At 69.1% G+C, this 20,293-nt stretch carries 25 protein-coding genes; 11 read left to right on the top strand and 14 right to left on the bottom strand.

Features of this window, described 5'->3' with window-relative positions:
• The first annotated feature begins 129 nt into the window (after window positions 1-129).
• Together LC438_RS00980 and LC438_RS00975 are read left to right on the top strand one after the other, a co-directional pair.
• Complete coding sequence (locus LC438_RS00980) at window positions 130-552, top strand: Fur family transcriptional regulator (protein ID WP_223585543.1); 423 nt, start codon at window positions 130-132, stop codon at window positions 550-552.
• A gap of 142 nt (window positions 553-694) precedes the next feature.
• Complete coding sequence (locus LC438_RS00975) at window positions 695-2,149, top strand: catalase (RefSeq protein WP_223587435.1); 1,455 nt, start codon at window positions 695-697, stop codon at window positions 2,147-2,149.
• Window positions 2,150-2,343: 194 nt separating this feature from the next.
• On the opposite strand, the gene LC438_RS00970 is transcribed toward LC438_RS00975, so the two are convergent.
• Window positions 2,344-2,781 carry a helix-turn-helix domain-containing protein gene (locus tag LC438_RS00970; RefSeq protein WP_105675893.1) on the bottom strand — a complete coding sequence of 146 codons (438 nt, stop codon included), beginning with the start codon at window positions 2,779-2,781 and terminating at the stop codon, window positions 2,344-2,346.
• A 55-nt stretch (window positions 2,782-2,836) separates the two neighbouring features.
• Between LC438_RS00970 and LC438_RS00965 the strand changes: the two genes are divergently transcribed.
• Window positions 2,837-3,202 carry a DoxX family protein gene (locus LC438_RS00965; protein WP_105675891.1) on the top strand — a complete coding sequence of 122 codons (366 nt, stop codon included), beginning with the start codon at window positions 2,837-2,839 and terminating at the stop codon, window positions 3,200-3,202.
• An 84-nt stretch (window positions 3,203-3,286) separates the two neighbouring features.
• Here LC438_RS00965 and LC438_RS00960 read toward each other — a convergent pair whose 3' ends face one another.
• Window positions 3,287-4,744, bottom strand: a complete 1,458-nt coding sequence (locus LC438_RS00960) for an amino acid permease (RefSeq protein ID WP_223585542.1) — start codon at window positions 4,742-4,744, stop codon at window positions 3,287-3,289.
• A gap of 181 nt (window positions 4,745-4,925) precedes the next feature.
• Here LC438_RS00960 and LC438_RS00955 point away from each other — a divergent pair, with 181 nt between their 5' ends.
• The gene (locus tag LC438_RS00955; protein ID WP_181155934.1) at window positions 4,926-5,726 is read left to right on the top strand and encodes an alpha/beta fold hydrolase; all 801 of its coding nucleotides are present in this window, start codon (window positions 4,926-4,928) and stop codon (window positions 5,724-5,726) included.
• Between the two features lie 78 nt (window positions 5,727-5,804).
• Here LC438_RS00955 and msrA read toward each other — a convergent pair whose 3' ends face one another.
• Window positions 5,805-6,350 (bottom strand): peptide-methionine (S)-S-oxide reductase MsrA, encoded by a 546-nt coding sequence (gene msrA / locus LC438_RS00950; protein ID WP_223585541.1) that lies wholly within the window; start codon window positions 6,348-6,350, stop codon window positions 5,805-5,807.
• The gene (msrB, locus tag LC438_RS00945) at window positions 6,347-6,820 is read right to left on the bottom strand and encodes a peptide-methionine (R)-S-oxide reductase MsrB (RefSeq protein WP_223585540.1); all 474 of its coding nucleotides are present in this window, start codon (window positions 6,818-6,820) and stop codon (window positions 6,347-6,349) included. The genes msrA and msrB overlap by 4 nt, the downstream gene beginning before the upstream one ends.
• Window positions 6,821-6,968: 148 nt before the next feature.
• Between msrB and LC438_RS00940 the strand changes: the two genes are divergently transcribed.
• The gene (locus LC438_RS00940) at window positions 6,969-7,886 is read left to right on the top strand and encodes a DUF808 domain-containing protein (RefSeq protein ID WP_105675883.1); all 918 of its coding nucleotides are present in this window, start codon (window positions 6,969-6,971) and stop codon (window positions 7,884-7,886) included.
• 103 nt (window positions 7,887-7,989) lie between these two features.
• On the opposite strand, the gene LC438_RS00935 is transcribed toward LC438_RS00940, so the two are convergent.
• Window positions 7,990-8,973 (bottom strand): Gfo/Idh/MocA family protein, encoded by a 984-nt coding sequence (locus LC438_RS00935; RefSeq protein WP_223585539.1) that lies wholly within the window; start codon window positions 8,971-8,973, stop codon window positions 7,990-7,992.
• A 203-nt stretch (window positions 8,974-9,176) separates the two neighbouring features.
• Here LC438_RS00935 and LC438_RS00930 point away from each other — a divergent pair, with 203 nt between their 5' ends.
• Window positions 9,177-10,418, top strand: a complete 1,242-nt coding sequence (locus LC438_RS00930; protein WP_146114348.1) for a hypothetical protein — start codon at window positions 9,177-9,179, stop codon at window positions 10,416-10,418.
• Window positions 10,415-11,026, top strand: coding sequence for a LysE family translocator (locus tag LC438_RS00925; protein WP_223585538.1), 612 nt, complete (start codon window positions 10,415-10,417; stop codon window positions 11,024-11,026). The genes LC438_RS00930 and LC438_RS00925 overlap by 4 nt, the downstream gene beginning before the upstream one ends.
• A 13-nt stretch (window positions 11,027-11,039) precedes the next feature.
• Here LC438_RS00925 and LC438_RS00920 read toward each other — a convergent pair whose 3' ends face one another.
• Genes LC438_RS00920 through LC438_RS00910 form a run of 3 tightly spaced genes read right to left on the bottom strand, consistent with a single transcriptional unit; the run spans window position 11,040 to window position 12,450 of the window.
• Complete coding sequence (locus tag LC438_RS00920) at window positions 11,040-11,921, bottom strand: serine hydrolase (RefSeq protein ID WP_105675875.1); 882 nt, start codon at window positions 11,919-11,921, stop codon at window positions 11,040-11,042.
• The gene (locus LC438_RS00915) at window positions 11,918-12,259 is read right to left on the bottom strand and encodes a type II toxin-antitoxin system PemK/MazF family toxin (protein WP_223585537.1); all 342 of its coding nucleotides are present in this window, start codon (window positions 12,257-12,259) and stop codon (window positions 11,918-11,920) included. The genes LC438_RS00920 and LC438_RS00915 overlap by 4 nt, the downstream gene beginning before the upstream one ends.
• Window positions 12,241-12,450 (bottom strand): antitoxin MazE-like protein, encoded by a 210-nt coding sequence (locus LC438_RS00910; protein ID WP_105675871.1) that lies wholly within the window; start codon window positions 12,448-12,450, stop codon window positions 12,241-12,243. The genes LC438_RS00915 and LC438_RS00910 overlap by 19 nt, the downstream gene beginning before the upstream one ends.
• Before the next feature lie 285 nt (window positions 12,451-12,735).
• Between LC438_RS00910 and LC438_RS00905 the strand changes: the two genes are divergently transcribed.
• Together LC438_RS00905 and pnuC are read left to right on the top strand one after the other, a co-directional pair.
• The gene (locus LC438_RS00905) at window positions 12,736-13,248 is read left to right on the top strand and encodes a GNAT family N-acetyltransferase (RefSeq protein ID WP_223585536.1); all 513 of its coding nucleotides are present in this window, start codon (window positions 12,736-12,738) and stop codon (window positions 13,246-13,248) included.
• Window positions 13,245-13,958 (top strand): nicotinamide riboside transporter PnuC, encoded by a 714-nt coding sequence (gene pnuC, locus LC438_RS00900; protein WP_223585535.1) that lies wholly within the window; start codon window positions 13,245-13,247, stop codon window positions 13,956-13,958. Before LC438_RS00905 ends, pnuC begins: the two co-directional genes overlap by 4 nt.
• A 12-nt stretch (window positions 13,959-13,970) precedes the next feature.
• Here pnuC and LC438_RS00895 read toward each other — a convergent pair whose 3' ends face one another.
• The 6 genes from LC438_RS00895 to LC438_RS00870 are packed head-to-tail and all read right to left on the bottom strand — an operon-like array spanning window position 13,971 to window position 19,641.
• The gene (locus LC438_RS00895) at window positions 13,971-14,708 is read right to left on the bottom strand and encodes an amino acid ABC transporter ATP-binding protein (RefSeq protein WP_105675864.1); all 738 of its coding nucleotides are present in this window, start codon (window positions 14,706-14,708) and stop codon (window positions 13,971-13,973) included.
• Window positions 14,705-15,571: an amino acid ABC transporter permease gene (locus tag LC438_RS00890; protein ID WP_223585534.1), complete on the bottom strand. Its 867-nt coding sequence runs from the start codon at window positions 15,569-15,571 to the stop codon at window positions 14,705-14,707. The genes LC438_RS00895 and LC438_RS00890 overlap by 4 nt, the downstream gene beginning before the upstream one ends.
• Window positions 15,568-16,419 carry an ABC transporter substrate-binding protein gene (locus LC438_RS00885; RefSeq protein ID WP_223585533.1) on the bottom strand — a complete coding sequence of 284 codons (852 nt, stop codon included), beginning with the start codon at window positions 16,417-16,419 and terminating at the stop codon, window positions 15,568-15,570. The genes LC438_RS00890 and LC438_RS00885 overlap by 4 nt, the downstream gene beginning before the upstream one ends.
• A gap of 2 nt (window positions 16,420-16,421) precedes the next feature.
• On the bottom strand, window positions 16,422-16,880 hold the full coding sequence (locus LC438_RS00880; protein WP_223585532.1) for a cupin domain-containing protein: 459 nt from the start codon (window positions 16,878-16,880) through the stop codon (window positions 16,422-16,424).
• Window positions 16,877-18,223, bottom strand: coding sequence for an amidohydrolase family protein (locus LC438_RS00875; protein ID WP_223585531.1), 1,347 nt, complete (start codon window positions 18,221-18,223; stop codon window positions 16,877-16,879). The genes LC438_RS00880 and LC438_RS00875 overlap by 4 nt, the downstream gene beginning before the upstream one ends.
• A complete protein-coding gene (locus LC438_RS00870) occupies window positions 18,220-19,641 on the bottom strand; it encodes an adenosylhomocysteinase (RefSeq protein ID WP_223585530.1) in 1,422 nt (473 codons plus the stop codon). The genes LC438_RS00875 and LC438_RS00870 overlap by 4 nt, the downstream gene beginning before the upstream one ends.
• A 130-nt stretch (window positions 19,642-19,771) precedes the next feature.
• Between LC438_RS00870 and LC438_RS00865 the strand changes: the two genes are divergently transcribed.
• Together LC438_RS00865 and LC438_RS00860 are read left to right on the top strand one after the other, a co-directional pair.
• Entirely contained in the window at window positions 19,772-19,978 is a 207-nt protein-coding gene (locus tag LC438_RS00865) for a hypothetical protein (RefSeq protein ID WP_223585529.1), read from the top strand.
• Window positions 19,979-20,001: 23 nt separating this feature from the next.
• On the top strand, window positions 20,002-20,223 hold the full coding sequence (locus tag LC438_RS00860; protein ID WP_105675951.1) for an RNA-binding S4 domain-containing protein: 222 nt from the start codon (window positions 20,002-20,004) through the stop codon (window positions 20,221-20,223).
• Window positions 20,224-20,293: the final 70 nt, after the last annotated feature.

The following is a 20,293-nucleotide window of genomic DNA, read 5'->3' as shown; positions in this document are numbered from 1 at the left end:
ATGGGACGCTCTCTCGCGAACCACTCGGCCTCCGATGAAGGACGATCTGTATCGAACGGTTTCGAGTGCCCCCCACCGACATGCCGATACTTCTTTTGAATCACTAAAAACAACGTGTACAGTCGAGGCATGGACACCGACCTCGACTCCGCGCTTCGCGACGCGGGTCTTCGTGCGACTGCGGGCCGCGTCGCCGTTCTCGAGGCGCTGGAGTCCATGGCCCACACGGATGCCGAGCGGGTCTACCGCGCGGTGTCCGACGTGCTTCCGACCACGTCGATCCAGTCGGTGCACAACATCCTCGCGGACCTGACGACGGCGGGCCTCATCCGCCGGATCGAACCGGCAGGCTCCGCGGCGCTCTACGAACGGCGCATCGGCGACAACCACCACCACGTCGTGTGCACCCGCTGCGGTGCCATCGGCGACGTGGACTGCGTCGTCGGCGAGGCGCCGTGTCTCACCCCGTCGAACACGGGGGGATTCACCGTGCAGACCGCAGAAGTCACCTTCTGGGGCGTATGCCCCCGCTGCCAGGACGTCGCGCCCTAGAACCATACGGGTTCGTCAGAACTCCCCCTGCGCGCCGCGTCCCCCGGCATCATCGAACGACCCCTCACCTCGGCGTCGCTGCATCGACGCGCGTCGGGGACCCCACTGAACACCGATACGAGACGAAAGTGAACGCATGACCATGTCAGACCTCCCCGGCACCACGACCCAGACCGGCACGCCCGTCGCCAGCGACGCGCACTCCCTGACCGTCGGAGCAGACGGCCCCACGGTCCTCCACGACCGCTACCTCGTCGAGAAGCTCGCCTCGTTCAACCGCGAGCGCGTGCCGGAGCGCAACCCGCACGCCAAGGGCGGCGGCGCGTTCGGCACGTTCACCGTGACCGAGGACGTGTCCGCCTACACCCGCGCCGCCGCGTTCCAGCCCGGAGCCGTGAGCGAGACGCTGCTCCGCTTCTCATCCGTGGCGGGCGAGCAGGGGTCCCCCGACACCTGGCGCGACGTGCGCGGCTTCGCGCTGCGCTTCTACACGACGGAGGGCAACCTCGACATCGTCGGCAACAACACCCCGACGTTCTTCCTGCGCGACGCGATGAAGTTCCCCGACTTCATCCACTCGCAGAAGCGCCTCGGCGACTCGGGTCTGCGCGACGCCGACATGCAGTGGGACTTCTGGACGCTCTCCCCCGAGACCGCCCACCAGGTCACCTACCTCATGGGCGACCGCGGCCTGCCGGCATCCTGGCGCCACATGAACGGCTACGGCTCGCACACCTACCAGTGGGTCAACGCCGAGGGCGAGCGCTTCTGGGTGCAGTACCACTTCCTGTCGAAGCAGGGCGTGGAGCGGATGGATGCCGCCGAGGCCGAGAAGCTCGCGGGATCGGATGCCGACTACTACCGTCGCGACCTGTTCGACGCGATCGCCCGCGGCGACAACCCCTCGTGGGACGTCTTCGTGCAGGTCATGCCGTACGAGGAGGGCAAGACCTACCGCTTCAACCCGTTCGACCTCACCAAGACGTGGTCGAAGAAGGACTACCCGCGCATCAAGGTGGGCACGTTCACCCTCGACCGCAACCCGCAGAACTTCTTCGCCGAGATCGAGCAGGCGGCGTTCTCGCCCGGCAACCAGGTTCCGGGCACGGGCATCTCGCCCGACAAGATGCTGATGGCGCGGGTGTTCGCGTACTCCGATGCGCAGCGCTACCGCATCGGCGCGAACTACAACCAGCTGCCGGTCAACCAGCCGCACGCGGCCGAGGTGCGCAACTACATGCACGAGGGCCAGATGCAGTACCGCTTCAACCAGGCCGAGCACCGCGTGTACACGCCGAACTCGTACGGGGCGGCCGGTGGACCCGCCGCAGACCCGGTTGCGGGCGTCGAGGCGAGCTGGGAGTCCGACGGCGAGCTGATCCGCGCCGCGGCCACGCTGCGCGTGGACGACGACGACTTCGGCCAGGCCGGCACGCTGTACCGCACGGTCTTCGACGACGAGCAGCGCGCCCGGTTCCTGGACACCCTCACGGGTCAGGGCCGCGGCATCACCATCGACGCGATCCGCGAGCGCTTCTTCCAGTACTGGACGAACGTGGATGCCGCACTCGGCGAGGCGCTGCGCTCCCGCGTCTGACCCAGAAGGGGGACGGATGCCACGGCATCCGTCCCCCTTCTCTGTGTCCGCGGCTCCTTGTCGCATGTCTCGCATACCCATCCGCCCTCATCCGAAATTCGGAAGCATCTCAAGAAATCGGACCGTTTCGGGTCGATCATCCGAAATTCCGGCGATCGTCCGAAAATCGGATGCCGACTTCTGACCGACCGGAGTCAGGCGCGGGCGTCGTAGCGGGCGCGGGACTCCTCGATCGCGGGGTGGTTCGCGAGGGCCCAGTCGCCGATCGTGCGGGCGATCGGGATGAGCGTCTCGCCGCGTTCCGTGAGCTCGTACTCCACACGGGGCGGCACCTCGGCGTGCACGGTGCGGGTGACCAGCCCGTCGCGTTCGAGCTGACGGAGCGTGAGCGTGAGCATCCGCTGGGAGATCCCGGGGATATGCCGGAGCAGTTCACTGAAGCGCAGCCGGTCGCCGCGCAGCGTCGCGATCAGCAGCAGTGACCACTTGTCGCCGACCCGATCGAGCACCTCGCGGATCGCACGGCCCGCCCCCTCGTCGATCGAGCACGAGTTCTCGTAGTCGGGGAAGCCCGCCGCATCGCAGCCATCGCTGTGCGTCGGTGACACCGATGTGCCTTTTGCACCAGTCATCCGATTGCTCCATTCTTGGTTACTGATCGTAACAAACACACAGAACGGAACACGGATGCTCGTCGCACTCTGGATCGTCAACGGGCTTCTCGCCCTCGCCATGCTCGGCGGAGGCGGCATGAAGCTCGTCACCCCCAAGGCGACCCTCGCCGAGCGGGGCATGGCCTGGACCGAGGATTTCTCCGCCGGAACCGTCAAGGCCATCGCCGCGCTCGAGGTCGTCGGCGCGCTCGGGCTGATCCTCCCGCTGCTGACGGGGATCGCACCGATCCTCACACCCCTCGCCGGTACGGGCATCGCGATCATCATGATCGGCGCGGTCGTCGTGCACCTGCGTCGCAAGGAGGCCGCGACACCGGCCCTCGTCCTCGCGGCGCTGGCCGTCGCGAGCACCGTGCTCGGCTTCCTCGTCGTGCTCTGAGCGGCACCCGCCGCCGGATTCACACGCCCAGGACACGCACGACGCGGCCGCCCGGAGCACCTTCTGGGCGGCCGCGTCGCGACCTCACGAGCGGTCAGCCCCCCAGCCTCCGCCGCTCGGAGCTTCCTGCGCCTGGACATCCCCTGCCGGGCGGGCGCGTCTCTTCTTGACCTCGTAGCCGATGAGCAGGATGCCCAACCAGATCGGCCCCGCGATGACGGCGGTGCGGTAGTCGGGCGACAGAGCCATGAGCACGACCACCGCAGCCAGGAAGGCGAGGACGATCCAAGGAGTCACCCGGGCCCAGGGCAGTCGATACTCCAGCTTCTCGACACCTTCGGGCCCGATGCGCCGACGGAACTTCATCTGAGTGATCATGATCATCGACCAGTTGATGATCGCGGCGATGGTGGCGATCGACATCAGGTAGCGGAATGCGAAATCCGGCCAGACGAAGACCACGATCACGGCGATGACCGTGACCGCGGAAGATGTCAGCACACCTGCGACGGGGACCCCCGAGTTCGAGATGCGGCGCAGATATGCGGGGGCGTTGCCCTGGCGGGCAAGCGAGTACAGCATCCGCGCGTTGGAGTAGAGACCGGAGTTGTACACCGAGATGACCGCCGTGAGCACGACGAGGTTGAGGATGTGAGCGGCGCCCGGGATCCCGATGCGATCGAAGATCTGCACGAACGGGCTCGTCTGACCGTCGAGGCTGGCCCAGGGCACCACCGCCATCACCACGGCGAGCGCTCCGACATAGAAGATCAGGATTCTCGGGATGACTTGATTGATCGCCTTCGGGATGGTTCTGCGCGGGTTCTCCGCCTCTCCGGCCGTGATTCCGATCAACTCCGTGCCGCCGAACGAGAACATCACGACGACGAGCACAGCCAGGGTCCCGGTGAGCCCGAAGGGGAAGAACCCCTGGTCGAACAGGTGAGCGAAGCTCGGGTCAGGGAGATCCGCGCTGTTGTTGATCCGGAAGACGATGACGATCGCTCCCAGCACGATCATGCCGATCACGGCGACGACCTTCACCAACGCGAACCAGAACTCGAACTCGCCGAAAGTGCGCACTCCGATGAGATTGATGCCGGTAATGAGCACCAGGAACACCGCCGCCGACGCCCACGTCGGCACTCCAGGGAGCCAGTAGTTCACGAAGGATCCGACGACTGCGAGCTCGACCATCGACACGGCGATGTAGTTGAACCAGTAGTTCCATCCAGAGACGAAACCGGCGCGTTGACTCCAGTTCTCGTTCGCGTAGTGACTGAAGGCGCCGGATACCGGATTGTCCACCGACATCTCCCCGAGAGCGCGCACGATGAGGAAGATCATCGCGCCACCGACGATATAGGCGAGCAGCACCGAAGGCCCCGCCATCCCGATCGCTTCGGATGAACCGTAGAACAATCCCGTCCCGATCGCGCCCCCGAGCGCGATCATCTGGATATGACGATTCTTCAGGCCGCGCTTGAGCACGGGGATGCTGGCCGTCACGGCTTTCGCCGCCGTAGGTGAACTTGCGGACATGCTCAACTCCCTTGTTCAGCTTCGTCCATGATATTGCACTATTGTGACGATCGACACAATAGTGAAATAGCGACGGGGGTGTCTTTCCGTCACAACTGGGGGAACCGCCCAGGGACTCCCACCCTGAGGAACTCGCCGCGGTCGACGCCCTCCACCCCGCCAATCGGGCCAAGATGGATGCGTGGCCGTTCCTCTCGCTGACCTGACCCGCATGCCCGAGCCGCAGCAGGTGTACTCCGCCGACGGCACCCGTCTCGCGACCTACACGTGGGGCGACCTCGACGCGCCCGTCGTCGTCGCCGTGCACGGTTTCGCCTCCAACGCGCGCGACAACTGGGTGCTCACCGGGTGGGTCCGCGACCTCACCCGCGCCGGCTACCGTGTGCTCGCCCTCGACCAGCGCGGCCACGGTCTCAGCGAGAAGCCGCACGAGCCCGGCGACTACGGCATCCGCACCCTGGCCACCGACGTCGAGACGGTGATGGACGCCTACCTCGTCGACGACGCGTACTACCTCGGCTACTCGCTCGGCGCGCGCGTGGGGTGGGAGGTCATCCGCGACCTGCCGCAGCGCATCGGACGCGGGGTGCTCGGCGGCGTTCCAGACGGCATCCCCCTGGCCCGGCTGAACCTCGACCAGGTGCGTGCGTTCCTCGCCGACGGCGCCCCTGTCGATGACCCCACGACGCAGAACTACATCGCCCTCACCGAGCGGGTGCCCGGCAACGACCTGCGCGCCCTGATCGCGCTCGCGGAGGGCATGCGCGCCTCCCGCACGATCGACCCCGACCCCGCCGACGCCCCGTCGAGCCCGATCCTCTTCGCCACAGGGTCGAAGGACGCGATCATCGAGGGATCGAGGGCGCTGGCGGCCGCAGCCCCGCACGGGAGCTTCTTCGAGATCCCCGACCGCAACCACTTCAACGCCCCTGGTTCGCGCGCCTTCAAGGAGGCGGCGCTGGCGTTCCTCGCCGAAGGCTGACCGCGGCGCCTGGCGCCCGCGCCACACGACAGAGGCCGACGCCCTCCACGAGGAGGAGCGTCGGCCTCGGTGCGCGGATCAGAGAGCGGCGCTCTCCTCGCGCTTCGGCAGCACCCATCCCGCGCGCGGGAAGTGGCAGGTGTAGCCGTTGGGATAGCGGATCAGGTAGTCCTGGTGCTCGGGCTCGGCCTCCCAGAACGGGCCCTCGGGCTCGATCGTGGTGACGGCCTTGCCGGGCCACAGCCCCGAGGCGTCGACGTCGGCGATCGTGTCGCGCGCGACCTGCTCCTGCTCGGGGGAGAGCGGGAAGATCGCCGACCGGTAGCTCGACCCGATGTCGTTGCCCTGACGGTCCAGGGTCGACGGGTCGTGGATCTGGAAGAAGAACGCGAGGATGTCGCGGTACGACGTCTTCGACGGGTCGAAGACGATCTCCACGGCCTCCGCGTGACCGGGGTGGTTGCGGTAGGTGGCGTGGTCGTTCGACCCGCCCGTGTAGCCGACCCGGGTGTCGAGCACGCCGGGCTGGCGGCGGATCAGGTCCTCCATGCCCCAGAAGCAGCCGCCGGCGAGCACGGCGGTCTCGGTGCCGGGGGTGCGGGTGATGGTTCCGGTGTCGGTCATGACTGCTCCTCGATGGGGGTGTCGGTGTGGGTGAAGAGGTCGCTGTATCGACCGTAGCCCTCTTCCTCCAGGCGGGATGCCGGGATGAAACGCAGGGCCGCGGAGTTCATGCAGTAGCGCAGGCCTCCGCCCTCGACGGGTCCGTCGTCGAAGACGTGCCCGAGGTGGCTGTCGGCGCCGGTGGAGCGCGCCTCCGTGCGCGACATCCACAGTGTGCGGTCGGTGCGGGTGGTGACGGCATCCGCGTCGATCGGCTTGGTGAAGCTCGGCCATCCGGTTCCGCTGTCGAACTTGTCGAGGGAGGAGAACAGCGGCTGGCCCGAGACGACGTCGACGTAGATGCCGTCGTCGTGGTTGTCCCAGTAGGCGTTGCGGAACGGCGGCTCGGTGCCGTCGCGCTGGGTGACCTTGTACTGCGCGTCGGTGAGGGCGCCGACCGCCTCGGCCGTCTTGCGGTAGTCGTGCGACATGATGCTCCTTGTCTGACGCGGCTGGCTGCAGCGTCATAAGGGAGAACGGATGCCGGCGCCGTTTTGGTCCCGCGGGGCTGGGAGCGCGCTGTGAGTTTCTGCGGACTCGGTAGAGTTGCTCCCCGACACTCGAAACAGGGGGACGCCCATGTCCGTTGGACTGCTCGCCGTCGTCGACGACATCCTGAGCGCGGCGATGAAGGCCTCGGCCAAGGCCGCCGGCGTCGTGATCGACGACGCCGCCGTGACACCGCAGTACGTGCAGGGCATCTCGCCCGCCCGCGAGCTGCCGGTGGTCGGCAAGATCGCGCTCGGATCTCTCGCGAACAAGTTCCTCATCATCATCCCGGTGGCGCTGCTGCTCACGGCCTTCGCCCCCTGGGTGCTGCCGTACCTGCTGATCCTCGGCGGGGCCTACCTCTGCTTCGAGGGCGCCGAGAAGGTGCTCGAGTGGTTCGGCGTGCAGCACGGCCATGAGGACGAGGGCGCCCGCGACGAGCGGAAGCTCGTGTTCGGCGCCGTCCGGACCGACCTGATCCTGTCAACCGAGATCATGCTCATCTCGCTCGCGAGCCTCGACAAGGGGCTCGACATCTGGATGACGCTCGCGATCCTCGCCGTGATCGCCCTGGTCATGACCGGCGTCGTCTACGGAGCGGTCGCCCTGCTCGTGAAGATCGACGACATCGGCCTGAAGATGGCCGAGAGCTCGGACAAGCGGGTCAGCCGCAACGGCACCCGCCTGGTGAACGCGATGCCCGCGGTGTTCCGGTTCATCAGCATCCTGGGCACCGTCGCGATGCTCTGGGTCGGCGGGCACCTCGTGCTCGTGAACCTCGCCGAGGTGGGCGTGCACTTCGGCGCCGACATCCTGCACGGCATCGAGGAGCTCCTCCACGCCGCGGGCCCGGTGATCGTGTGGATCGGCGACACCCTGTTCTCGGCGATCGCCGGCCTCGCGGTCGGCCTCGTCATCGTCGGCATCGTGCTCGGCATCGGACGGATGCTGGGCAAGAAGGTCGAGTTCCACGAGGGCGAGGAGTCGCCGAGCGCGGTTCGCCACTGACGCCCGCTCGCCGTTCCACGGCGACATCACGTGACGTCGCCGAAAGCACGGCTTGTCGACGTCGACATCACGTGCACTCGGCGAGTGCACACGACGTCGGCGCTTACGGGCGACGCGCCGCGTCCAGCCAGCCCGTGCAGAGTCGGGCGATCGCCGCGCTGTCGGCCCAGGTCATCTCCGGAGCCTCGACCCGCCCTTCGGCGAGCGCGAGCGACACGGCATCCGCCTCCGCGCCCATCGGCTGCACGACCGGGACGGTCACCACACGCTCCTCCGCACCGCGTCGCAGGATGAGCGAGGAGGGACTCTCGGTGCGGCTGCCCCAGGCATCGGGCATCACGATGTCGCCGTCGGCGCAGTGCAGCACGGCGGCCCCAGGCATCTCGCGGATGACGGCCGTGCGCAGCTCGACCGCGAGGTCGCCGATCGTCAGGTGCGCCGTGGTGTCGGCATCCACCCCGTTCACCCATTCGGCGCTCACGTCGCCGAAGGCGGCCGGAAGCCCACCGCGCCCGGACACGGTCGCCACCTCGATCGCGAGGGATGCCGGATAGCAGCCCACGTCGAGGATCGCTCCCCCGGCGAGCGCCGGGTCGAACGCACGACCGGTGCGCGGGGACTGGTCGTAGCCGAAGCCCGCGACGAGCGAGAGCGGCTCCCCCAGCTCACGGTCGGCGATCATCCCGCGCAGCAGGTCGGCGAAGGGACCGAAGCGCTGCTTGAACGCCTCGACGAACGGGCGCCCCGAGCGCGCCGCGGCCGCGAGCACCAGATCGGTCTCCGCGGCTGTCGGGGTGATCGGCTTCTCGCACAGCACCGCCTTGCCCGCCTCGAGCGCGCGGATCGCGAGAGCCGAGTGCGTCGTGTGCACGGTGCCGATGTAGACGGCATCCACGTCTTCTCTGGCGAGGATCTCGTCGTAGGTGCCGGATGCCGCGGCGCCGTGCTCGGCGGCGAAGGCCGCAGCCCGCTCCGGCGCGGAGCTGCCGACGGCGTGCAGCACGCCGAGGTGCGAGCTCCGGAGCCCCGTGGCGAAGTCCCCGCTGATCACTCCCGGGCCGAGCACGGCCCATCGCGTCCTGGTCATGGCGATCTCCTTCTGCGCTGCGGCGGGGCTCTCGAGGGCACCTGGCGGTGGCACGGATGGCGGCGGCCGCTGCCGCGACGGGCAGACCCTCGACGTCGATCATCGCAGAGCAGGCGCGGCGCACCGAGCGCCCGCACATCGGAGCCGGCGAACATGCCGAAGCCGGGGCGCGACCCGCGACCGTGTGCCGTATCCTCGGCTCCATGTCTTCCGCACGCCGTCGCCGTCGATCGCGACCACGTCCGGCCTCCGTGCCCGCCGCGACCGTGAGACGCGACGCCGACCGCTGGTTCCGCGAGCAGGGTCTGCCGACCTTCGTGCCCCTGCGCCGCTGGTTCACCGATCTGCCTCGACGCGTCGCCCCGCTGCTCACCTGGGTCACCGTCGCAGGGTTCCTCCTCACGGGCGGGCTCACCCTCGCGCTCGGCATCGCCATCGGGCTCTACGGCGACGACGACGAAGACGACACCGTGATCGCCGTGCTCGTGCTCGTGCTGCTCCTGCTCGCGCTCGCCATCGCCTGGCTCGCCTTCGCGCTCGTGCGGTTCGCGGTGCGACGGCTGCCCGTCGGCATCGGGACGGCGGTCGCGGCATCCGTCATCGTGCTGTGCGCCGCGGCCCTCATCGCCGGCGGCTACGCCGTCGACCGCCAGGCCACAGTCAGCCCGGTGCTCGAGACCCTGGTGATCATCGCGGTGTGCGTGCTCATCACCGGCATGGGCGGCGGCGCCCTCATCTCCTGGGCCTCGCGCCTCGCCGTGCGCAACGCCTCCGCCATCGGCCACATGGCGTCGATCGCCCTCCCGGTGATCCTGATGCTCGTGGTGTTCGCGTTCTTCTCCGCCGAGGTCTGGCAGATGGCGTCCGCACTGCACGGCTCCTCGCTCGCCCTCGTCGGCCTGGTCATCGGAGCCCTCGCGACCATCGTCGTGCTGCGCGTGAGCGCGGGCGAGATCGACGACGAGACCTACGCCCCGACGCCCGAGCAGCGCGCCGCACTCCTGCTCGACACTCCCGCCGAGCGCATCGGCGCGGCGTCCGGCTCCCGGCATCCGCTCCGGTGGCCGCAGCGGATGAACATCCTGCTCGTCATGACGTTCGCGCAGCTGCTGCAGGCGCTGTTCTTCGCGGCGCTGCTGTGCGCCCTGCTGATCGTCATCGGGTCGGTCGCGATCCCGTTCGGCGTCGTCGAGCTCTGGGTCGGACCGGGCAGCGCCACCCAGCCGCTCCCGGTCGAGCCGCTCGTGATCGGCGGCGCCAAGCTCACCGTCACCGTCAACCTCATCAAGGCGGCCACCCTGCTCTCGCTGATCGCGACGCTGCCGTTCATCTTCTCGGCGGTGAGCGAACCCCGATACCGGGAGCGCTTCTTCGACCCGATCATGGTCGACCTGCGCCGCGCGATCGTCGTGCGCGACGCCCTGAGCACGAAGGCGAACCTGTGACCATCGCATTCCTCCTCACCACCCTGGTCGTGGTGGCCACGCCGGGCACCGGAGCGGTCTACTCGATCGCCGCCGGGCTCTCGCGCGGGACCAGAGCCGGCGTCATCGCCGCGTTCGGCTGCACGCTCGGCGTCATCCCGCACATGATCGCCGCCATCACCGGTCTCGCCGCGATCCTCAACGCCTCGGCCATCGCGTTCCAGACCATCAAGTGGCTGGGCGTCGCCTACCTGCTGTACCTCGCCTGGCAGACGCTCCGAGACCGGTCGGCGCTCGACGTCGAGCAGAGCGCCGAGCCGGTGTCATCGTGGCGCGTCATCCGCACCGCCGTGCTCATCAACGTGCTGAACCCGAAGCTCACGATCTTCTTCTTCGCCTTCCTGCCGCAGTTCGTGCCGGCGGGGGCCCCGGATGCGACGTGGCAGATGGTGTGGCTGAGCCTGGTGTTCATGGCGGTGACCTTCGTGGTCTTCGCCATCTACGGCGCCTTCGCCGCGGCCATGCGCACGCACGTCATCACCCGGCCGCGCGTGATGACGTGGCTGCGCCGCACCTTCGCCGCGACCTATGTGCTGCTCGCCGGACGGTTGGCCGTGGAGCGCGCGTAGAGCGGTCGACGCCCTATGCCGAGGCGGTGAAGAGTGCTCCGGCGGCGATCTCCGCCAGACGGTGGTCGCGGCTCTCTTCATGCGCGGTGATCGTGACGACAGCATCCGCCGCGTCGTCGATGACGACGTACTGCCCGTATCGTCCGTCGAGACGCCAGCACCGACCGGGCCCTTTCCACGTGGCGAACCCGTACGCCGCGTAGTCGCCGTCGGCGCCAGACGGGAGCCAGTCGGAGTGCATCCGCTCGATCCACTCTGCGCTTACGAACCCCGCACCGCGATCGCGAAGCACCCGCCCTATGCGTGCGAGCTCCTCGGTGCGCAGTTCCAGACCGCTGCCGCCAACGATCCATCCCCTCGGACAGCGATGCCATTGCGGATTGTGGATACCCAGGGGAGTGAACAGCCTCGGCATCAGCCAGTCTCTGACGTCGCCGACGACGGCGCCGAGCATCCGCATCGCGACGTACGTGCTCGCATCGGAGTACTGGAACGCCCGGCCGCCGTCGTTGGAGGGCCGGGAGAGCATCTCGACGGCGAGATCCGGCCACGTCACGGGGTGATCGCCGAACCATTCGAAGTCGATTCCGCTGGTCATCGTGAGCAAGTGCTGCAGAGTCACCTTCTCGGCATCGACGCCGGGCCTCGCCACCTGAAGAACGTCGACGGCTCTGGAGTCCAGCGAGAGGATGCCCTCATCGACCGCGATCCCCGCGGCGAGCGCGCTGACCCCCTTCGACACCGAATACAGATTCACACGGTCGTCGCTTCGCCACCGGTGCGCGGCAGTGTCGTCGCCGATCAAGACGTGGATGCCGTAGGCCCCGAGTTCCTCCGCATCCACCTCTGCGACGATGCGGCGGAGAACATCATCGGCACGCGGAGCGCTCTTCATCGCGCCAACCCGAGGAAGACGATCAGGGCGCGTTCCACCTCGGCGAGCTGCGCCGTGGCAAGGCGACCGATACGCGTGCTCACGTTCACCCGCCGCACCGTGGTGAGCTTGTCGATCATGACGTCGCTGTCCTTCTCGAGGCCGTTGAGCTCGGTCGACGGTATCCGGATCCTCAGCAGCGGAGCATCGACCGCGTGCGTCGTCAGAGGCAGCACCGTCACCGAATCGGTACCGCCGAACAGATCGTCCTGGACGATGAGGGCGGGTCTCGGTTTCGACGAGTAGACGCCGCCTGCGACGGTCCAGAGCTCTCCGCGGATCACTCCGAGTCGCCCCACGGCTCGGAGATCGACTCGATGTACGCCTGCTCGGCCTGAGCGAAGGGATGCGCGGCGATGAGAGCGGTCTGACGAGAGGCCTCCACCGCGAACGACGGGTCTCTGACGTCTGGCACCCAGACCTGAAGCGGCCGCAGTCCTCTCTCGCGCATCCTCCGCCGGTACTCGGCGACCCGTTCCCTTCCGGTCATGCACCAGATTGTTACATGTAACGTTCGCGGGGACAAGGTCGAAGGTGAGAACGTCCCTGAATTCTGGCGGTCATGCCGGTGCACCGCGGCCACGATCGCCGCGTCCTTCGACTCGTGTGGAGAACTCATCGCACGATGCCCATTGTGAAGAGAGAAAGTCCCCCGCACCTCGGCAGCGGAAGCCGTTCGACCCTGCAGGCGCCCTCCGCTGACACGAATCGTCGGGAAGCAGTCGCATCCTGGTAGCGTCGGCCTCGCGCTCCCGAAAGCGCAGAGGAGACCGACGTGCACATCAGAGACGCCGAGATCGTCGACCTCGAGACGATCACCGAGATCTACAACGACGCCGTGCAGAACACCACCGCGATCTGGAACGAGCGCACCGTCGACGTCGACGACCGCGCCGCCTGGCTCGCCGACCGTTTCCGCGCCGGATACCCGGTGCTCGTGGCATCCGACGACGACGGCGTCCTCGGGTACGCGACGTTCGGCGACTGGCGCCCGCACGACGGGTTCCGGCACACGGTCGAGCACTCGGTGTACGTCCGCGGCGATCAGCGCGGGCGCGGCATCGGCAAGGCGCTCATGAACGAGCTGATCGCTCGCGCCCGCGCGATCGGGAAGCACGTCATGGTGGCTGCTGTGGCGAGCGAGAACACCGGCTCCATCGTGCTGCACGAACGGCTCGGCTTCATCGAGACCGGGCGGATGCCGCAGGTGGGCGTGAAGTTCGGCCGATGGCTCGATCTGACGTTCCTGCAGCTGACCCTCGACGACGCCCCCGCGCCCCGCGCATGAACCTCCTCACCTGGCTCGTCGAGGTCTTCAACTCGCACTGGACGCTCCCCGGCGGGCAGACGCTCCTGATCCGCGAGGTCGTCGGTAACGTCTTCGGACTGGCGAGCGCGCTCGGCGGGATGCGGCGTCGAGTGTGGGCCTGGCCGGTCGGCATCATCGGGAACCTGCTGCTGCTCACGGTCTTCCTCGGCTCGATCCTGAGCCCGGAGCACGAGCTGCCGAGCCTGCTCGGACAGGCCGGCCGCCAGGTGATGTTCATCGCGGTCGCGATCTACGGGTGGGTGCGCTGGCGCCAGGCCTCATCGGGCGGCGGCCAGGTGACGCCGCGGTGGGCGCCGTGGAGCGCGCGCATCGGCATCGTGCTCATCATGGTGATCGGCACCGTCGCGCTCACGCCGCTGTTCCGGCTGCTCGGCTCGTGGGAGCCGGTGTGGGCGGATGCCTGGACCTTCGTCGGCTCGCTCATGGCGACGTACGGCATGGCGAGGGGATGGACCGAGTTCTGGCTCATCTGGATCGCCGTCGACGTGGTCGGCGTGCCGCTGCTGTTCAGCTCGGGCTTCTACGCCACGGGGTTCATGTACGTGTTCTACGGGGTGTTCACCGCGATCGGATTCGTGGTCTGGGCACGGGCGCAGAAGGGCGACAAACCTCAGGTCGACACGCTGCTCCCGGCACCCCAGGTGCAGCGCCCCGAGGAGACCGCCTAGCCTCGACGGGACTCAGTGCCGGACGCGCGCCAGGAACTCGGCGGTCGCCGGATGCTGCGGGGCGTCGAAGATCTGCTCGGGCGGACCCTGCTCGACCAGCACGCCCTCCTTCAGGAAGACGACGCGATCGGCGACCTCTCGAGCGAACGACATCTCGTGCGTGGCCATCACGATCGTGGTGCCGCGGCGCTTGAGCTCGCGCACGAGATCGAGCACCTCGCCGACGAGCATGGGGTCGAGCGCGCTGGTGATCTCGTCGAGCAGCAGCACCTCCGGCTCGGTGAGGATCGCCCGCACGATGGCGACGCGCTGCTGCTGACCGCCGGAGAGCCGGTCGGGGTACTCGTCGGCCTTGTCGCCGAGGCCGAGGGTCTGGAGCAGCTCGCGGCCCCGGGCGCGCGCCTCCGACGCGGAACGGCGGTGCACCTTGCGCGCCGCGAGGGTGATGTTCTCGAGCACGGTCAGGTGCGGGAAGAGGTTGAAGTGCTGGAACACGACGCCGATGCGCGCGCGCACCCTGTCGGCATCCACCCGCGGATCGGTGATGTCGTCTCCGCTGAGGAAGATCTGCCCGTCGTCGACCCGCTCGATGAGGTTCATCGTCTTGAGCAGCGTCGACTTGCCGGAGCCCGAGGCGCCGATCAGCACGACCACCTCGTGCGGCTCGACGGCGAGGTCGAGCCCGCGGAGCACGTCGTGATCGCCGAAGCGCTTGCGCACGCCCCTGGCCTCGATGACGGGAACGGTCATACGACGCCTCCGGCCTGCTCGCGCCTGTTGAGCCGCGCCGTGACGGCATCCGTGAATCGGATCATCGGCCAGCTGAGGATGATGAAGAACAGCCCCGCGACGACGTAGGGCGTGTAGTTGTAGGTGTCGGCGACCTGCAGCTGCGCGGCGCGCACCGCGTCGATCACGCCGAGCACCGAGATGAGCCCGACGTCTTTCTGCATCGACACGAAGTCGTTCATGAGGGCGGGCACGACCTTGCGCACGCCCTGCGGGATCACGACGATCCGCAGCGTCTGCGCGTGGCTGAGTCCGAGGGAGCGCGCCGCCACGCGCTGCGAGGGGTGCACGGCCTCCATGCCGGCGCGGAGCACCTCGGAGACGTAGGCCGAGTACGTGACGATGATCGCGATGGTTCCCCAGAACGCCGGAGGCATGCGCGGGAAGATCATCAGCGCGGGGATGCCGTAGCCGATCAGGTAGAGCACGATCAGCAGCGGGACGCCGCGGAAGAAGTCGGTGTACGCCGCGGCGAGCGCGCGCAGCGGGAAGAACACCGGACCTCGGAGCGAGCGCATGGTGGCGAGCAGCGTGCCCAGGATCGCCACGCCGACCGCGGCGATGACGAGCACGAGGAGGTTGGTGAGCAGACCCTGGAAGATCGGCCCGATGCTCTTGAGCGCGATCTCGGGGTCGAAGAACGTCTGCCGGACGACCGCCCACCCCGGGGTGTTGACGACGATGATCGCGACGACGCCGATCAGCACGACGCTGCTGACGAACGCGATCAGGACAGACCGGGTCGTCGCCCTGCGCCGCAGAGCGCGGCGCGACAGCTCGAGCTCGCTCGGCTGCCACGCCGTCTCGGCGGAGGTGTTCGTCACTTCAGGACGGGGACGTCGACCGCGTCGCTGAGCCACTTCTGCTGCAGCTCGTCGAGCGTGCCGTCGGCGCGCAGAGCATCGACGGCCTTGGTGACGGCGGGGGTGAGGGCCGAGCCCTTCGGCAGCACGAAGGCGAACTCGTCTCCGCCGTCGGAGCTGGCGAACTGGCCCGTGACGGAGGAGTCGTCGACCACGGCGCCGGTGACGTAGAACGCGCCGGGCAGGTCGGTGATCATCGCGTCGATCTGACCGGCCTGCAGCGCGAGCACGACGTCGTCGACCGTGTTGAAGACGCTGAGGTTCGCCTCGCCGAGCTGCGCCTTGGCGACGGTGTAGCTGGTGGTGCCTGCGGCGACGCCGACCTTCGCCTTCTTGAGGGCGTCGATGGTCGTGGCGGATGCCGCGGGCGAGCTGTTCAGCGCGACGACGGCCTGCGTGGTCGTGTAGTACGGCGACGAGAAGTCGACGGCCTTCTTGCGCTCGTCGGTGACGGAGAACTGCTGGATGTTGATGTCCCAGTCCTTCGGCCCGGGGGCGATCGCGGCGTCGAAGCCGGTGCGGGTCCAGACGATGTCGGCGGCGTCGAAGCCCAGCTCCTTCGCGACCGCGTTCGCGACCGCTCCTTCGAAGCCCTTGCCGTTGGAGGGGTCGTCGTCGACGAACCAGGGCTCGTAGTTGGGCTCGCCGGTCGCGATGGTGAGCTTGCCGGCGGTGACGGTCTGCAGCTCGCCGTCGGCGCCGGCCGTGGGCGAGGTGGTCGGGCCGCTCGCGCAGGCGGCGAGGGACACGGCGGCGGCGACCGCGATGGCGGCCGCTGCGGCGCGGCGAAGGGTGCGGGAGACGGTCACGTTTACTCCTGAAGAGTGTTCGGGTTTTGGTTAAGAGTAGGGGACTCGGCGAGTCGCCAATCGGCGAAGTCGAAACCTGGGGAAACGAAGCAGGAGACCAGCACCTCCTGGTCGTCGAGAGGTCGGGCGGCCTGCCAGACGCCGGCGGGCACGAGCACCTGCGCGGCATCCGTCCCGCTGAGCACGATCGCGGTCGCCGCACCCGGCTGCTCGCCGTCGCCGCCGAGGCTCAGCTCGAGCCGGCCCGGTCCGTGCCACAGCCACAGCTCGTCGCTCGTGACGACGTGCCATTCGCTGCGCTCGTGGGGCTGCAGAAGGTAGTGGATGCAGGTGCCGGCCGGGCGCGGGCCGTTCGGCGTCTCGACGGCGAGCGGGCTCGTCCACGTGCGGCGGAACCAGCCGCCCTCAGGGTGCGGGGCGAGGTCGAGGCGCTCGGCGGTGGCGGGTCGGTCAGCGGTCACTGGACGGCTCCTTCAGAGCGTTCGTGCGGATCCTCGGACGTGTCGTCTCGCTTCGCTCGCTCGACGACCGCGGCGCCGAAGCTGTCGCTCGCCCATCGGACCTCGCCCGAGACGATGGTGGCCGCGGCACGCCCGGCGCCGTCTTCGACGAGCTCCTGGATGGAATCGGGCCCGGCCGGCACGTCGAAGAACGTGAGGTCGGCGAGCGCGCCGACCGCGAGGTAGCCGGTGCGATCGGGGCCGACGTCGATGCCCATGGCGTGGGCTCCGCCGATGGTCGCGGCTCCGAGCAGCCGGGCGTGCAGATCGCGGTCCGTGTAGCCCTGCGAGCGGGCGATGCGCGCGAGCTCGGCGACGTCCGCGAGCACGTCGAGCGACGGGCTCGACGACAGCGAGTCCGTGCCGACGGCGATCGGGCTGCCCTCGCGCAGATACGCGGCGATCGGCGGCTCCTCGAGCCCGATCACGGCGTTCGACCTCGGGCACAGCGCCACGGTCGTTCGACGCTCGCGCAGGATCGCCCGGTCGCGGGCGCTCATGTACACGCCGTGCGCGATGTGGCAGTCGGGCCCGAGCACTCCGAGCTGGTCGACGAACTCGGTCGCGCTGGTGCCGAAGCCCGCCTCGCGCAGCTCCTGGAAGCTCGTGAGCCCTGCCGTGTGCCAGGCCTGCGGATGCTCGTGCGCGAACTCGCTCTCGAAGGCGGCCTCGCCGAGGTGGATGTGGATGCGCCCGCCGCGCTCACGGACGATGTCGGGGATCTCCAGCAGCGGTTCGATGTCGAGCGAGTACGGGGCGTGGGGCGAGAGCCCGGTGCCCGGAGGCGTGGGCAGGGCGTCGAGAGCCTGCTCGACCTGTGCGCGTCCGGTGCGGGCCCAGTCGGCGTTGGTCCAGCTCATCACCTCCCAGTAGGTGATGCCGTGCAGTCGTGCGTCGTGCAGGGCGGATGCCGCCGACGGATCGGTGACGACGTCGGCGACGGCCGTGGTTCCGGAGCGGAGCGCCATCTCGGCGCCGGCCGCGGCATCCGCCCCCCAGTCCCGTCCGGCCTCGTAGACCGGGTCGAACGCCTGCACCCAGTCGTCGAATCCGGTGTACTGCCCGCGGCCGACGACGGCCATGCCCGTGTACTGCAGGTGGGTGTGCGCGTTGACGAGTCCAGGGGTGAGGACTCCGGGCCAGTGCACCTCGTCGTGGGCGAGTCCGCGCTCGGACAGCGAGCGCAGCACCCAGGCACGCTCCCCCACGTGCATGATGCGCCCGTCGCGCACGGCGACGGCGCCGTCGACGATGGGCGGCGCCGTGACCGGGACGACGAGTCCTGCGGAGTAGACGGTGATCATGCCGAGACCCCCAGGTAGCGGCGGGAGCGCCACTCGTCCTGCGCCTCGCGCTGTGCGGCGCTGCGCTCGTCGAGACGGTCGCCCCGCGCATCGGCGGCGGCGAGCGCGATGGCGCGATCGGCCTCGGCGGGGAACGGATGGAGTCCGGCGGGGAGCTCGCGTGCGAGCAGCTGCTCGACGGCCCCGAGCTGCACCGCGAAGGAGAGGTCCATGATCTCGATCGGGTTGCCTTCGGCGGCGGCGAGGTTCACACAGCCGCCGCGGGCGATCAGGAGGGCGCCGTCTCCCGCCCGGTCGAGGTGCGCGCCGACCGGTCGCAGCGCCGAGGCGTCGACGTCGACCTCGCCCGGCACTCCGCCCGCCACCGCGACGATCCGCGCGACGGCGAGCGTCTCCGCGTCGACCGTGTGCGGCGCACCGGTGGAGGAGACGACCAGCGCACCCGGCGCGAGCTCGCGGAGCGGTCCGATGCGGAATCCGTCGTGCGCCGCCCGCAGCGCCCGCACGGGGTCGGTCTCGGCCACCGCGATCTCTGCGCCGAGCGCGCGCAGGTGCGCGGCGACCCCCTCGCCCACCGGGCCGTAGCCGACCACGACGGCGAGCTGGTCGCGCACGCCGATGCCCGCGGCGTCGAGCACATCGGCGATCGCGAACACGCACGACTGACCGGTGCCGTAGCGGTTGTCGAACGACGTCTTCATGGCCGCGTCGTTCACGGCGATGACGGGGATGCCGAGCAGTCCGCGGCTCTGCATCAGCCGCAGCGGGGTGAGTCCGCTCGTGGTCTCCTCCGCGGCGCCGCGCAGACCGGCGGCGAGCCTCTCCTCGTGGGCGAGGCGGATCAGGTGGGAGCCGTCGTCGAGCAGCAGGTCGAAGCCGCGCCGCAGGAACGCCACGGCGGCGGCGCGCTCCTCCGCACCCGAGAGCTCAGGGTCTCCGTCGACGGGGATGCCGCGGGCACGCAGCACATCGGCCACCTCGACGTCGATCTCGTCGGGGTGGGCGTACACGACGACATCGGCTCCGGCGTCGCGCAGCAGCAGTGCGAGCTGGGCGGTCTTGGGCTCCAGCACCATCGCGATGCCGATCCGGATGCCGCGCACGACGCCCTCCTCGCGCAGGCGCGCCGCGACCAGTGTCGAGACCGGCATGTGCGCGCCCGCGTTGTCGACGCGGTCGGCCGCGGTCACCCGTGCGGGCAGAGCCGTCCCGTGGATGAGGATGTCGGGATCCTGCCCCGGTGCGAAGGTCACGCCATCGGAGCCCAGGTGAGCGCCCAGAGCGGCCAGCAGGCGGCGGAGCTCGTGCGAGACGGCATCCGCGCCCTCCACCGCGAAGGTGCGACCGGCGACGAGCAGGTTGGTCTCGCGGGCGAAACGGCGCACGAGACGCTCGGCGGACGTGGTCGGGTCGGTCACCGCTCAATCGTATTGCTCGGGCGGCGCGCCGAGCGCTCCGTGCGCGGCGCCACTCGACGAGACCCCTGCATCTGAGGGGTGCCCTCGCAGAACCTGGTTCCGCCCCGCCGAGGTGCGATTGACTGAAACCATGAAGACCGAGACCATCCCCACGCGCGTGTGGAACCCCCGCGCCGAGGTGCGGGCCTTCTTCGCGCGCGCCTTCGAACGAGCGTTCATCCCCTTCGCGCCGCTGTCGCTGTCTGTCCCCGCAGAGATCGCCCGTCGCGAGGAGGCTGCGCGTGCGGCATCCTCGGCTCCCCCGCCGGTCGGGCCCGCCGAGGAGCGCCTGCCGTAGCCCGCCCGGGCTAGCATTTGCTCATGGCCACCTCGATCGACGACATCTCCATCGGCGGCGAGATGATCCGCCTCGGACAGTTCCTCAAGTACTCCGGTCTCATCGACACCGGCGGTGACGCCAAGGAGGCGATCATCGACGGCTACGTGAACGTCAACGGCGAGGAGGAACGCCGCCGAGGGCGCCAGCTGCACGACGGCGACCTCGTCTCGTTCGAGGGACGCACGGTGCGCGTGCGCCCCTGAGCGCCCTTCCCAGGGTCTCCCCACTCCGCGGCCAGTTCCGGCACACCCCCAGCCGTGTGCGATCGTCGCT

This window comes from Microbacterium sp. OVT16B (genome assembly GCF_019969705.1).
GTDB classification, from domain to species: domain Bacteria; phylum Actinomycetota; class Actinomycetes; order Actinomycetales; family Microbacteriaceae; genus Microbacterium; species Microbacterium natoriense.
The sequence above is the reverse complement of the archived record's forward strand: the minus strand, read 5'-3'. Positions and strand labels throughout refer to the sequence as shown.

Excerpts from the sequence above, each read along its gene's own strand:
- LC438_RS00960 (WP_223585542.1), bottom strand. The coding sequence starts at position 4,744 with ATGTCCGCAAGTTCACCTACGGCGGCGAAAGCCGTGACGGCCAGCATC.
- LC438_RS00910 (WP_105675871.1), bottom strand. The coding sequence starts at position 12,450 with ATGACCGGAAGGGAACGGGTCGCCGAGTACCGGCGGAGGATGCGCGAG.
- LC438_RS00940 (WP_105675883.1), top strand. The coding sequence starts at position 6,969 with ATGTCCGTTGGACTGCTCGCCGTCGTCGACGACATCCTGAGCGCGGCG.
- LC438_RS00935 (WP_223585539.1), bottom strand. The coding sequence starts at position 8,973 with ATGACCAGGACGCGATGGGCCGTGCTCGGCCCGGGAGTGATCAGCGGG.
- LC438_RS00965 (WP_105675891.1), top strand. The coding sequence starts at position 2,837 with ATGCTCGTCGCACTCTGGATCGTCAACGGGCTTCTCGCCCTCGCCATG.
- msrB (WP_223585540.1), bottom strand. The coding sequence starts at position 6,820 with ATGTCGCACGACTACCGCAAGACGGCCGAGGCGGTCGGCGCCCTCACC.
- LC438_RS00860 (WP_105675951.1), top strand. The coding sequence starts at position 20,002 with ATGGCCACCTCGATCGACGACATCTCCATCGGCGGCGAGATGATCCGC.
- LC438_RS00970 (WP_105675893.1), bottom strand. The coding sequence starts at position 2,781 with ATGACTGGTGCAAAAGGCACATCGGTGTCACCGACGCACAGCGATGGC.
- LC438_RS00980 (WP_223585543.1), top strand. The coding sequence starts at position 130 with ATGGACACCGACCTCGACTCCGCGCTTCGCGACGCGGGTCTTCGTGCG.
- LC438_RS00930 (WP_146114348.1), top strand. The coding sequence starts at position 9,177 with ATGTCTTCCGCACGCCGTCGCCGTCGATCGCGACCACGTCCGGCCTCC.
- msrA (WP_223585541.1), bottom strand. The coding sequence starts at position 6,350 with ATGACCGACACCGGAACCATCACCCGCACCCCCGGCACCGAGACCGCC.
- LC438_RS00975 (WP_223587435.1), top strand. The coding sequence starts at position 695 with ATGTCAGACCTCCCCGGCACCACGACCCAGACCGGCACGCCCGTCGCC.
- LC438_RS00875 (WP_223585531.1), bottom strand. The coding sequence starts at position 18,223 with ATGATCACCGTCTACTCCGCAGGACTCGTCGTCCCGGTCACGGCGCCG.
- pnuC (WP_223585535.1), top strand. The coding sequence starts at position 13,245 with ATGAACCTCCTCACCTGGCTCGTCGAGGTCTTCAACTCGCACTGGACG.
- LC438_RS00920 (WP_105675875.1), bottom strand. The coding sequence starts at position 11,921 with ATGAAGAGCGCTCCGCGTGCCGATGATGTTCTCCGCCGCATCGTCGCA.
- LC438_RS00895 (WP_105675864.1), bottom strand. The coding sequence starts at position 14,708 with ATGACCGTTCCCGTCATCGAGGCCAGGGGCGTGCGCAAGCGCTTCGGC.
- LC438_RS00865 (WP_223585529.1), top strand. The coding sequence starts at position 19,772 with ATGAAGACCGAGACCATCCCCACGCGCGTGTGGAACCCCCGCGCCGAG.